General features: G+C 40.7%; 12 protein-coding genes. 7 read left to right on the forward strand and 5 right to left on the reverse strand.

Going from position 1 to position 12,884, the window contains the following annotated elements; genetic code table 11:
- Positions 1–6 precede the first annotated feature (6 nt).
- Entirely contained in the window at positions 7–567 is a 561-nt protein-coding gene (locus F0361_RS03085) for a hypothetical protein (RefSeq protein WP_154917175.1), read from the reverse strand.
- A gap of 294 nt (positions 568–861) precedes the next feature.
- On the opposite strand from F0361_RS03085, the gene F0361_RS03090 reads away from it, so the two are divergent.
- Entirely contained in the window at positions 862–1,191 is a 330-nt protein-coding gene (locus F0361_RS03090) for a T9SS type A sorting domain-containing protein (RefSeq protein ID WP_154917176.1), read from the forward strand.
- On the opposite strand, the gene F0361_RS03095 is transcribed toward F0361_RS03090, so the two are convergent.
- The 3 genes from F0361_RS03095 to F0361_RS03105 all read right to left on the reverse strand — a co-directional run bounded on the left by F0361_RS03095 (position 1,192) and on the right by F0361_RS03105 (position 5,459).
- Positions 1,192–3,603: a TonB-dependent receptor gene (locus tag F0361_RS03095; RefSeq protein ID WP_154917177.1), complete on the reverse strand. Its 2,412-nt coding sequence runs from the start codon at positions 3,601–3,603 to the stop codon at positions 1,192–1,194.
- A 10-nt stretch (positions 3,604–3,613) separates the two neighbouring features.
- Positions 3,614–4,804 carry a DUF4249 domain-containing protein gene (locus F0361_RS03100; protein WP_154917178.1) on the reverse strand — a complete coding sequence of 397 codons (1,191 nt, stop codon included), beginning with the start codon at positions 4,802–4,804 and terminating at the stop codon, positions 3,614–3,616.
- Positions 4,805–4,961: 157 nt separating this feature from the next.
- Positions 4,962–5,459 (reverse strand): lipocalin family protein, encoded by a 498-nt coding sequence (locus F0361_RS03105; RefSeq protein ID WP_161598195.1) that lies wholly within the window; start codon positions 5,457–5,459, stop codon positions 4,962–4,964.
- Between the two features lie 699 nt (positions 5,460–6,158).
- Between F0361_RS03105 and rplM the strand changes: the two genes are divergently transcribed.
- The 4 genes from rplM to tsf all read left to right on the forward strand — a co-directional run bounded on the left by rplM (position 6,159) and on the right by tsf (position 9,267).
- Positions 6,159–6,614 (forward strand): 50S ribosomal protein L13, encoded by a 456-nt coding sequence (rplM, locus tag F0361_RS03110; protein WP_138258800.1) that lies wholly within the window; start codon positions 6,159–6,161, stop codon positions 6,612–6,614.
- Positions 6,614–7,000, forward strand: a complete 387-nt coding sequence (gene rpsI / locus F0361_RS03115; RefSeq protein ID WP_154917180.1) for a 30S ribosomal protein S9 — start codon at positions 6,614–6,616, stop codon at positions 6,998–7,000. Before rplM ends, rpsI begins: the two co-directional genes overlap by 1 nt.
- Positions 7,001–7,246: 246 nt before the next feature.
- On the forward strand, positions 7,247–8,380 hold the full coding sequence (rpsB, locus tag F0361_RS03120) for a 30S ribosomal protein S2 (protein ID WP_154917181.1): 1,134 nt from the start codon (positions 7,247–7,249) through the stop codon (positions 8,378–8,380).
- Positions 8,381–8,442: 62 nt separating this feature from the next.
- Positions 8,443–9,267 carry a translation elongation factor Ts gene (gene tsf, locus F0361_RS03125; RefSeq protein ID WP_138258803.1) on the forward strand — a complete coding sequence of 275 codons (825 nt, stop codon included), beginning with the start codon at positions 8,443–8,445 and terminating at the stop codon, positions 9,265–9,267.
- 74 nt (positions 9,268–9,341) lie between these two features.
- Here tsf and F0361_RS03130 read toward each other — a convergent pair whose 3' ends face one another.
- Positions 9,342–11,213 carry a M61 family metallopeptidase gene (locus F0361_RS03130; protein WP_154917182.1) on the reverse strand — a complete coding sequence of 624 codons (1,872 nt, stop codon included), beginning with the start codon at positions 11,211–11,213 and terminating at the stop codon, positions 9,342–9,344.
- 174 nt (positions 11,214–11,387) lie between these two features.
- On the opposite strand from F0361_RS03130, the gene pyrH reads away from it, so the two are divergent.
- Positions 11,388–12,095, forward strand: a complete 708-nt coding sequence (gene pyrH / locus F0361_RS03135) for a UMP kinase (RefSeq protein WP_154917183.1) — start codon at positions 11,388–11,390, stop codon at positions 12,093–12,095.
- A 39-nt stretch (positions 12,096–12,134) separates the two neighbouring features.
- Complete coding sequence (gene frr, locus F0361_RS03140) at positions 12,135–12,689, forward strand: ribosome recycling factor (RefSeq protein ID WP_138258806.1); 555 nt, start codon at positions 12,135–12,137, stop codon at positions 12,687–12,689.
- Positions 12,690–12,884 lie beyond the last annotated feature (195 nt).

Here is a 12,884-nt window from a genome sequence, read left to right on the forward strand (position 1 = left end):
CAAGTCTTAATTCAAACTATTGGCCCACTTATGGGACATAGTTTTAGACCTTTTAAAAAGGTTCAAAAGGGGTTTAAAATAACTGGCCAAGGAATATGGTTCAAAATCGAATCGTAGGATAACTTTTTTGGAATCATTTCCGGTGATGGCCAATCCATTTTGTATTTTGAAATCCATATACGGAAAACCATAAACCGCCTCCATATCCTTTTCTTTATTGATAAAATAATTTCCTTTTCCATTTAGGTAGAAACGGAATGTACTATAATTCCGAACAGGAAGATCCAAAGCCTCCTTGGTCTTTAAATACAAACCTGTATGCATCCCCTTTAGGTTCAAAGCCTTGTTGCCCTTGAAATTGGGCATTTCATGTTCTTTGCCCGCATTGTCCAAAACGGAGATATGGGAAACGTTCAATAACATTTCGGACACGCCCCTATCAATGGCTATGTCATTTATTAAGGTCAATTCTTCAATCCTATTTCCTTTGTTGTCCCATTGATCCATCATATCCAAAGAGAATGGTATCGATTGCCAAATTGTTGGGTATACTCTTCTATATTTCATAACGCTGTATATTAAAATTATACGGTACAAAATTCAGAATCGTTTTTGGTGGCAAAAACAAGAATCTTCACCTATTTCTATGCTATATTAACCTGATTGGCCTATTTTAACAAGATATTAGGTCAAAATAACATTTTATTGGCACCGCCAAAGGGTTGAATACCCCGAGGCAGTCTACTCATGATTAAGGCGTATCCCAAAAGCCATCAAATCAAAAAGTTAATTACTCTTAAAAAGATACTATTTTGAATTTATAAGGCGTTCTAGGTATTGTTTCTAAAGGTTGGCAGTGCTATGAAAAGAATGATTTTTGTTTCGCTTTGTTTGTTTAGCACCTTGCTATTTTCACAACAGAAAAAGGCTGTGGACGATGCATCTGCCGAAAAGGAAATAATAATCTTCCCAAATCCCGCTACTACGGTCGTAAATATTCTCGGCCTCAAGAACGCACCACAGGCTTCCATTGTTCTATCGGACACTTATGGAAATACATTAAATAGTTATCAATGGGAAATAAAGAACAATGCCTTGAACATTCCAGTTGCAAACCTCGACCCCGGAATCTACCTGCTTTCCATCCGTTCATCGGAACAAAAGGTTCAGAAGAAGTTCGTAAAGCAATAATTAGTCGAAAACAAAATTATAGGTCAGTGCCAGTAAGGGGCTATTCAGAACGGAAAGTTCGTAAGACCCCAATGGACTATCCAGGAAAACCGCACCATCCTCGGCGCCCTGTCTTTGTGTGTAGTACACATTAAATGGATTTCTCCTACCATACACGTTGTAAATGGTAAAAATCCAATCCCCTTTCCATTTTCGGTTGGGGTTTTTACCGTAGGATACCTTCCATGAAAAATCCAGCCTGTGGTACGGGCGTAATCGGGCATTATTTCTTTCCAAAAATATAGGGACGTCCAAATCCTCGATTTTAAAAACGCTGTTGGCTACCGTATAGGGCCTACCTGTTTGTGCGGTAAAATTGAAACTCCATGTATTGTAGGGATCGCCCTCAAAATTAACCGTTCCGTTGAATACATGAGGTCGGTCAAAATCAGATGCAAACCATTCGTTATTGTTGATTCTATCCGCCAAACGTTCATTTTGGGACCGTAATAAACTTCTGGACCAAGTATAGTTGAACCATCCATTGAATTTACCCTTGGGTTTCCTAAAACTCAATTCTACCCCGTACGCCTTTCCTTCTGCCTGAACGATATCCCGCTCCAAATATTCCTGCAAAAAGAAGTCGGCACCTGGTTTATAAGTAAGATTGTTATCCGATGTTCTATAATAGCCCTCCAAACCAAGTTCAATGGTATTATCCGCTACCCCGGTGTAAATTCCAAAACCGTAGGCATCACTATTTTGGGGTGCGATATTGGGATCCGAAGTCTTCCAACGTGAGGTGGGCAAAGGGGTCGTTGAATTATACACATTTTGTAGGTATTGGTTCAATCTGGCAAAACTCGCCTTTATGGAGGTTACCTCCCCAAGTTTATAGTTAAGCCCCAATCTAGGTTCCAAATCGTTATACGTTTTTACGCCGGCACCTTTCTCAAAAAAGGTGGTCCCCAAGAGTTCTCCTGTGATATCATCAAAAGCCCCCTGGGTATAGGGACCTACGAATACAAAATGATTAAAACGCAGGCCTGCGGAAAATTTAAGCCGCTCGCCCAACAACCAATTCAAGTTTCCATAGCCCGAAAAAACATAACTATTTTCCTGCGCCAAATCAACGGGCAAAATACTATTGCCATTGCCCGGATCAAGATTTCCGGGCTGAATGGTGTACTTATTTACTTGAACGCCGCCATAATAGTCGACCTTTTCGTTGATCGTATTGGACAATTCTGAAATGAAACTCAAATAGTTGATACCCGAGTCAAATTCAATTTCATTATCGCTCTGTTGTTCTGGAAAAATGGTTTTGGGATTATAATCGCTCATCACCAACAAGGTCCTAAGAATACGGTCATTGCTAAAACTATGTGTCCAATTAAGGGTGCCGTTCAATGTCCTAAAATCAAATTGGTTATTTTCCGCATTGATATTTTGGATCTTGGTTATCAGATCCAACTGATAGAAATCCTTTGTGAAAAAGCCCGTAAAGGATATCTGGTCCTTTTCCGTGGGCAAATACAATAGTTTTAGGGTAGCATCCTGAAAATTGGCCTTGGTATTCTTTAAACGTTCAGAAAATAGTGGCAACAGGAAATCCGTAAAACCCGCCCTGCCCCCAAGGCTCATCATCAATTTATCCTTTATCAATGGAGTTTCAATGGCCAACCGACTTGAAATGATACCAACTCCGCCGCTCAATTTAAATTTATTCGTATACGGATTTTTGACCTTTACATCCAATACGGAAGTTGTTCTTCCTCCATATCGGGAAGGAATATTTGCCCGATACAAATCTACGGATGAAACCGATTCTGGAGTAAATACCGAAAACAAACCGAATAAATGGGTGGGATTAAAAACTGGCGCATAATCATACAGTAATAGGTTTTGGTCCAAGGAACCGCCCCGTACCGATAGTCCGTTACTAAGTTCCCCCGCATTGTTTACACCCGCTAACAATGTCATACCTCGCAGCACATCGAACTCTCCAATCGCGGCCGGTATTTTTTTAAGCTCTTGGGAATTTAGTTCCAACGCGCCCATTTGCGGAGTTTCCAAATTGTCCAAAATACGTTTGGCACGGACCACTACCTCAGAGAGCTGTTCTTCTTGCGGCCATAATTTAACCGTAATTACCTGGCTTTGATTTAGACCGATGTTTAAAACCTCTTTGGTAAATCCAATATAATTTACGGTCGCCGTGTAATCCCCACGCGGCAAATCGATTGAAAACCTGCCGGCCTCATTGGTAATACCCCCACAGCTACAAGGAGTTATGGAAATCTGTGCATTTTCCATGGGAAGATTCGTCTCTTCGTTTAGCACTATAAGGGACAAGGTGAGATCCTGGGCATGGGCTAGGAAAGACGAAAAAAGTACTAATATAATTAATAGGGATTGGACTTTTACTGTCATTTTCTATGTTTTACTGCCAACCCTCCGGTTCAATAGCTGTTCTATATCTCGATTCTTCACATGGGGCCAAATTGGTGGCAGGAGGGGGATAGGGTGAACCTATGGTAGGTTCCAAGGACACGGCTGGTGGCTGTCTGGTCGCAATAGCAGCTTCGTTGATAAGTTCCCTTACTACATACACATTGACTATAGAAGAAGCGGCCGCGGTAAACCTGCCCAATACAATTTCCTGAGAATCATCAGCATTGTAAAGATTACCAATTAAGGCCGCTGGCGGCGGGGCATTAAACCCGGAGGCATTGTCCACAATATCCTTCAAGACCTTGTAATATTTATGGGCAGCGGGGGTCAAGGAGAATTGTTGTACTTCTACCACCATGTTTTCCTTTGTATACAATGGTAAAGAACCCACTTCCAAACCGGTAACCGTTTTCCCGTTCGAAAATGTATCATCAAAGATGTTGACAGATTCAGGGTAACGTATGGACCAACATTCCGTTTCACAGATATAGTCGAAGTATCTGTACAATCTACCACTCAAATCATACGGGACACAGCCTCCTTCTCTATATATACCCTCGTTACAACGTATGCAATAGTCCAGATTTTCAAAGGAGCGATAACTCCAATAGTAATTGTTTTCGGAATTTGAAGGATCGTCAAAACTGACTGAAATCTTGTGCCCAGGTATGAATCGGTTTGCCGAGGGCCTAAACTCCAACTCAGGATCGTAATCGATTGAAACATCGGTTATGGGTACAGGGGTTAAAACAATCTCAGGCTCAGACTCGTATATAGTGCCATTGGGCATGACAACAATGAGCTTCCAACGTTCCCCAGGTACCACCTTAAAATCCTGAGGTGAGAGGTATGCATCTTCAGATTCAAAAAAACTAACAGTTCGCCCCGTATCCTGGTTTTCCACATGTACCGAAGCCCCGGTTATGAATTCCAAACCCCTAACCCCAAATTCCGTGACAGATTCATTTATGCCAACATAGGAAGAACCGGCATTGGAACTGGCAAAACCCTCTATAAAAATAAGCCCATCCTCATAATCAAATTCCGGAGAAACTGGATCGATGCATCCAACAAGCAAAAAAGAAAAAACCAGGATTCCGGTAAGGGGCCTCACAACAAAATCAAAAAAAATACTGTTGAAAAATTTACTTTTGAATGTGAGCGACCGAATGGGTATCATATTAAAATTGTAAAATCAAACTTTTTCTTTCACTACTGCAAAGAAGGGAAAGATACCATTTTAAATAATAAGCTCTCATAATTACCTGATCATCCTTCAGACTAAAATAAAAAAACCTTCCAATTTCTTGGAAGGTTTTAGCATCGAGATTTGTTATTTATCGTCGTTGAAAGACCAATTGTCCTTCCTCATCAAATTCCGGGATTTGGAGATCCTCGGCATCTACCAGCATGGTATCCCCGTTAATGGTTACATTGACTTCCACTACCTCTCCATTTACGTTCACAAAACTTACCATATTATTTTCGTAGGTATAGGTACTTGTCTCGGTTTCAAAGGTTGTGGGGCATGGAATATCGAAACCAGAGGTTGTATCAATTTCAAGATAGTCGGTTGAATTTGTTGCCGATGCCGTCAAATCGGCATTAAACTGTAACGTTATAATAGTACAGTTTTGATCCGTTAGGTATGCAAGGGCTTCCCTGGCAAAAATGGCATTGTCACTTGCCGTATTTTCATCGACACGAAGCTCGGTCGCCTCCCAGGCACCCACAATATTTGCAGTTGCATCAATATCTGAGCCGTTCCCTTTGTCGGAACTACAGGAAATGGCCAAAAAGGCTGTTGTAAGAATCGTCAAATACGTCTTTTTCATTTGTTTATTTTTATTGTTTGTCATAGATCATGCTTTGGCTACGTTCAGCACAGGGTTGTAATTATTCACATCATTTCATTTGTTTAGCATGGGTGTTCAAGGATCTTCGATTTCGCCATCGTGAAGCTTATCGGGACATCTCAGTGGGTATTAAGACTTGTAGTAGCTTACTACATATCTTTTATTTTTTGTTTTTTATGTACGTTGGTTTTGCTATTAAATGGAACGTTTTCTACCTGAAGCAATTAAATCGAATATATCCATCTCATTTTTTCCAATTAACACCTTGCTTGAACTAAAATTTCACCTAATTGATTATTAATTCTTTAAGTACATATAATAACATCATGTCAAGAGTACGTAATCCAAAGTTTAGAACGTCCAAGTTGATAGAATATTTTCCTGGAAACAATTAAAGTCTTCCATTCAAAAATATTTCAGTTCCGGCGAAAGTATCAGGGTTACCCTCACAAAGCTTTAACGCTTTAATTTTCAAATTTAAATTATCATAATTTGCCAAATATCATTTTCTTCCAAGTACTGGGAACAACTATTTTTATCCTTTCCTATCGAATCCAAAATTAGTCGTGGAAAAATCTGAAAATATTTAGAAACAAGTATTTGCAATTCATTTTAATAATTGTACATTTGCAGCCCATTTCACGGGATTGAATAGAATAATAGTTAAAAACAGTAGCAGTGGATACACTAAGTTATAAAACCATATCCGCCAACAAATCAACCGTAAACAAAGAATGGTTGTTGGTAGATGCCGAAGGAGAAACGTTAGGTCGTTTGTCTTCAAAAGTGGCTAATTTATTGAGAGGAAAGCATAAACCAAGTTTTACTCCACATGTTGATTGCGGTGACAATGTTGTAGTCATCAATGCTGAGAAAATTACCCTAAGCGGCAATAAATGGGCAGACAAAACGTATCAAAGGTATACGGGTTATCCAGGAGGACAGCGTTTCACAAATGCGAAGGTTTTGTTGGACAAAAACCCAACTGCCATTATCGAGAAAGCTGTTAAGGGCATGCTTCCAAAGAACAAATTGGGCGCGGACCTTTTCAGAAACCTTAAGGTGTATGCTGGTGCCCAACATGGTCAGGAAGCACAAAAACCAACTGCGGTTAATTTAAAAGATATTAAGTAATGGAAGTGATTCACAAAATAGGTAGAAGAAAAACTGCTGTTGCCAGAGTTTACCTTTCCCAAGGAAATGGAACTATTACCATAAACAACAAGGATTTAAACGTTTATTTTCCAACCGCTACTTTACAGTATAAGGTAAAACAACCTTTTACACTTACGGATACTACGGATAACTTTGATGTACGCGTAAACGTATTTGGTGGAGGAATTACCGGTCAAGCCGAAGCGATTCGATTGGCAATCTCCAGAGCCATGTGCGATGTGGATAGTGAAAACCGTGCAATCTTGAAACCCGAAGGCTTGTTGACAAGGGATCCAAGAATGGTTGAAAGGAAGAAATTCGGTCAGAAGAAAGCCCGTAAGAAATTCCAATTCTCCAAGCGTTAATCCAACGATTTTTTCAAAGCATCCGTCATTTGGCGGATGCCTGTTTATATTGATCTTGCCGGTGCAATTCCGGTATTTTTATTAACAAGTTCATTGAAAGTCCGCTTTTCGGACACTTAAAAATCCTTCATTCCATTTAAAATGAAGGTAACTTAGTTTAGCATCTAAATGATGAAGGCTTCCTTCTTTAAATTAGGATACCACTTTGTCATTGCTATTTCAAAAGAACGTAAACTAAATTTAAAAATGGCGAAAGTCGAAGTAAAACAATTATTAGAAGCAGGTGTGCATTTTGGCCACCTTACCAGAAAGTGGAACCCCAACATGGCTCCTTACATCTACATGGAGCGTAACGGTATCCACGTAATCAATCTTTACAAAACTGTTGCGAAATTGGACGAAGCCAATGAGGCTTTGGCTAAAATTGCTGCATCGGGAAGGAAAATTCTTTTCGTTGCTACGAAAAAGCAGGCGAAGGACATCGTTGCAGAGAAGGCATCGAACGTAAACATGCCCTACATCACTGAAAGATGGCCAGGTGGTATGCTGACCAACTTTGTAACCATCCGTAAGGCCGTTAAAAAAATGGCTTCCATTGACAGGATGAAAAAAGACGGCACGTTCAACACCCTTTCCAAGAAAGAGCGTCTACAAGTAGACCGTTTAAGGGCTAAATTGGAAAAGAACCTTGGTTCCATTTCTGAAATGACCCGTTTACCAGGTGCGTTGTTCATCGTGGATACCATGAGGGAACACATTGCAGTGAAAGAAGCCCAAAAATTGAACATTCCAATTTTTGCCATGGTCGATACGAATTCTGACCCCAGGGATGTGGATTTCGTTATTCCATCCAATGACGATGCTTCAAAATCGATTGAAATCATTATGACCCAGGTAACCGACGCAGTTGCCGGAGGTCTAGCCGAACGCAAATCTGAAAAAGCGGAAGGTTCAGAAGAAAAGAAAGAGAAAAGCTCCAAAAAGAAAGAGAAAGAAGCTAAGGAAAAACTAGAGCCAACTCCAGACAACGTGGACACCAAACCAACCCCTGTTGTAGACAAGGTTCCTAACGTAACTGTTGACGTTGAGGCGACAAAGGAAGCGGTGAAGAAGGATAAAAAGGCCGAGGCCGACGACCTTACCAAAATTGAAGGTGTGGGGCCAAAAGCTGCCGAGGCTCTTATAAATTCCGGTTTGGATACATATGCAAAGGTTGCCAAAGCCGATGCTGATGAAATGAAAGAAATCTTGACAGAAGCAAGTTCCAGAATGGCGCATTTAGACCCAACTTCATGGCCAAAGCAGGCCCAAATGGCCGCGGACGGTCAATGGGACGAGCTTAAGGAATGGCAGGACAGTGTTAAAGGTGGTATTGAATAAAGGCACTCTTATAAATAATTGATAATTAAACCTCTCTTTAAAGGGAACAAAAAACATAGAAAATGGCAAAGATTACAGCCGCAGAAGTAAACAGATTAAGACAAACAACAGGTGCTGGTATGATGGACTGCAAAAAAGCCTTGGTTGAAGCCGAAGGTGATTTTGACAAAGCCATCGAAATTCTTCGTAAAAAGGGACAAAAAGTCGCTGCAAATAGAGCCGACAGGGATTCCTCAGAGGGTGCCGCCATCGCCAAAGTAAACGATGACAACACAAGCGGTGTAATCATATCGCTTAACTGTGAAACCGACTTTGTGGCCAAAAATGATTCCTTCGTTACTTTGGCCAACGAATTAGCTGATTTGGCTATAAGCTATGATACCAAAGAAGCTTTCTTAGCTGCGGACTTTAAAGGAATGACCGTTCAGGATAAATTGACAGAGCAAACTGGCGTCATTGGCGAAAAAATCGAAATAGGAGGTTTTGAAAGGTTAAGCGCTCCTTTTGTTGGATCATACATACATGCCGGTAACAAGATTGCCGTCCTAACAGGTCTTTCAGCGGCAGTAGAAGGTGCAGACGTTGTTGCCAAGGATGTGTCCATGCAGGCAGCGGCAATGAACCCTGTTGCATTGAACGAGGCAGGTGTTGATCAGTCCATTATCGACAAAGAAATAGAAATCGCAAAGGACCAACTTCGTCAAGAAGGTAAGCCTGAAGCTATGTTGGACAACATCGCAAAAGGAAAATTGAACAGGTTCTTCAAGGATAACACCTTGGTGAACCAGGATTTCATCAAGGACAGCAAGCAAAGTGTTGCCCAGTATGTAAAATCGGTAGATTCAAATTTAGAAGTAACCGGATTTAAGCGAGTTGCGCTAGGATAAGCATCGATTCCCTCTAATAATAAAAAATGCCGGACATTGGTCCGGCATTTTTTTATTGCATAATTTTTCAGACACTACCCTTTTAGCCAAGCGTTTCTAAGTGCTTTGATTTCATCTGAAACATCTTCAATAGGGGTAATCTTATTCACAACTATCGTAGGGGTTCCAACGGCACCTTCTACCGTTACGACTTCTCCATCCCTTTCCAATTCCAATTTTATCATCGTATCAGGACCCCATCCAAAACTCTGTCCTATAATTGGTCTGATCGACTCTAGGTTTATGGCCGTTCCGTTAATGCTTTTGATAACATCCCCTCCTTGAACGCCCAAACCTTTGAAGAAAGAATTTAACTCGATTCCCTTTCGAACGAAAATAGCGTCATTATTGGATTGATCCACATCGATATAAGGTATTTCACCTTGCAAAAAATAACCTGATTGCTCCTCTACTTCGTTTAGGGTCAATCCCATTTTAGCAAGGTATATGGAATAATCTATGGGTGTGTTCCCTATTACGTGCTTATTGAAAAAATCCCGTACTTCGGGGTATGTTATAGATACAATCTCATCAATAAGTTTGTCGTCCTCAAAAGGGGCATCTACCCCATACTTGTTTGAAAGTTCCTTCATCAACCAAAGCACTCCCTTTTCCCCATTACTTTTTTCACGGATTAAAATGTCCAAAGCCATATTGATCAATGCTCCCTTTTCATAGACATTCGCGTAGTTACTTTCGTAGGGTGCTTCCAAGATATTCATGCTCATGGTGGTAAAGGACATGGCATCATCATAGCCTTTTGCATTATCCATTTTAGTGCGCATCCTTTCATAAAATTCCGCTTCTTCTATTAGCCCCTCATGCACCTGAAACAGGTTGGCAAAATATTCTGTAGTTCCTTCGTACATCCATAAATGTTGCGACATTTTAGGGTCATTGTAGTCGAAGTAATGAATCTCATTGGAATGCACGGAAAGTGGTGTCACAATGTGAAAGAATTCATGGGAAACCACATCTACCATGGCCTGTTCCAATCTGTCCTGAGGTATCGCCTCAGGTAACACCACGACAGTAGACGTATGGTGTTCCAAGGCACCGAAGCCCCTGGCATCCGTATCCTCCATAGTAGACAGGTACAATAAAATATTATATCTTTTTGTAGCATCAATATCTCCCAAAAATGCCTTTTGTGCGCTCATCATGCCCTCCATTCGATTCCGTAAATCACTAGCTCGGTAGGCTCCCGTTGGCGAAAATATACTTAAAGTAACTTCAATCCCACCTACCTTGAATGTCTCCTTATCCGGTTTGGTGTAGAAAATTGGGTTATCAATAATTTCAAAATACCTATTTGCCATAAATACATCCCCATTTTCGATAGCATCGTCCAATACAACTTGGTTCAAGGAAGTAGCCGCTTCCAAACCGGAAGGTTTTTCGATGATTAATCGGTAGGGTATTTCCTTATATCCATCAAAATAACCTACGAATCCATGCAAATTCAGCATATAATTGGAGTCCTTTTCTATGTTCGTTCCAGCCGGCGAGAAAACGGCATCCTCCACTTCGTTTTCGGTATCATAGGTATCGTTTACAAAATAAGATATCTTGTCCAACATCGTGGCGTTGGAAATGTTCCACGTGTTTACATCTAATTTTGATACCTGCATAGGATTCCCTGAGTAATCATACGCAACAAGACCTTCTATATATTGTCCGTAATCATCGGCACTGTAGGTACCAGGAACCGTTTTAGGAATTCTAAAAGATATTTGACCTACCGTAAAGGCACCGGGATCCACTATTACTTTCACTTGATCATTGGTAACGTTGACCAAATCCATGAAGACCTGGACAGGCCCCTTATCAATGGTCGTTAAGTTTTTACCAGCACCACAACCATAAAGAAAGGCTATTGCAATTACATAAAAGAATACTTTTTTCATTCTTTCTATCATTAAAACAAATTATTAGTCAAAAAATCAAATCCTCCTGCAAGGATATTAAAAATACCAATGATAGCCGTTTCGATTAGTAAATAATTATGTTTTAGGGGCCCCGTTATCACCATGTCCACCATAGATTTTTTTCATTATTTTTGCTCTGAAACAAATCAAACAATGCAATACAAAAGGATACTTTTAAAACTTAGCGGTGAAGCCCTAATGGGCGAAAAACAGTATGGTATAGATGCCAAAAGATTGGATGAATATGCCGAAGAGATTAAAAAAGTAGTGGATAAAGGTATCGAAGTGGCCATTGTTATTGGCGGGGGCAACATCTTTAGAGGGCTGGCCGGAGCCGCTACCGGAATGGACAGGGTACAAGGTGACCATATGGGTATGCTGGCCACAGTTATCAACGGTTTGGCATTACAAAGTGCCTTGGAAATGAAGAATGTTCAGACCCGATTACAATCTGCCATTAAAATCAACGAGGTCGCAGAACCTTTTATACGAAGAAGGGCGATGCGTCATTTGGAAAAGGGACGCGTCGTTATCTTTGGGGGCGGAACAGGAAACCCATATTTCACAACGGATTCCGCGGCTGTTTTACGGGCCATTGAAATTGAAGCCGATGTCATTTTAAAAGGAACCAGGGTGGACGGAATCTATACCTCAGACCCAGAAAAGGATAAAAATGCCACCAAATTTGATACCATCTCGTTTAAGGACGTTCTTCAAAAAGGACTAAAGGTTATGGATACCACTGCTTTTACCCTAAGTCAGGAAAACGAACTTCCCATTGTTGTGTTCGATATGAACAAAAAAGGAAACCTATTGAAAATTGTAGATGGTGAAGCGGTAGGAACTACCGTGAACATGTAATTTTGGTATAATTTGTGCTTTTGAATACAAAATTTTGATATGAACGAAGAAATACAATTTGTTTTGGACTCAGCCAAGGAAAGTATGGATGCCGCAGTGGCCCATTTGGAGAGGGCTTTTGTTAAAATCAGGGCAGGAAAGGCCAGTCCTGCGATGCTATCTTCCGTATTGGTAGAGTATTATGGATCACAAACACCATTGTCCCAGGTAGCCAACATCAATACACCGGATGGTAGGACGATTTCCGTACAACCTTGGGAAAAAGGAATGCTACCCGAAATAGAAAAGGCGATTATGAACGCCAACCTTGGCTTCAACCCTATGAACAATGGCGACCTTATCATAATCAACGTGCCCCCACTTACTGAGGAACGCAGGGTCCAATTGACCAAACAGGCAAAGGCCGAAGCAGAACACGCAAAAGTAGGCGTACGAAGTGCCAGGCAGGATGCGAATAAGGAAATCAAGGATTTGGACGTTTCCGAAGACCTTGAAAAAAACGCTACCGCAGATGTGCAGGAACTAACGGACAAATACGTTAAGAAAATCGACGATTTTCTGAGCGCAAAAGAGGCCGAGATAATGAAGGTTTAATTAAACCTGCTTTCATCGAGGGATTTTTTATGGTAAGTTAAATGCCGCTACAAAAAGAATTGATTAAGAATCCAGTTATTAATCTATTTTTAATAGTATGAAGCAAAGAGAGCGGACCAGTGGTCCGCTCTCTTTCGTATTTATATTCTTCCAATACTTTTTAGGTTCAATTAACCACAATGGTTACCTTTGCAA

It is taken from the genome of Maribacter flavus (assembly GCF_008386635.1).
Lineage (GTDB): Bacteria > Bacteroidota > Bacteroidia > Flavobacteriales > Flavobacteriaceae > Maribacter > Maribacter flavus.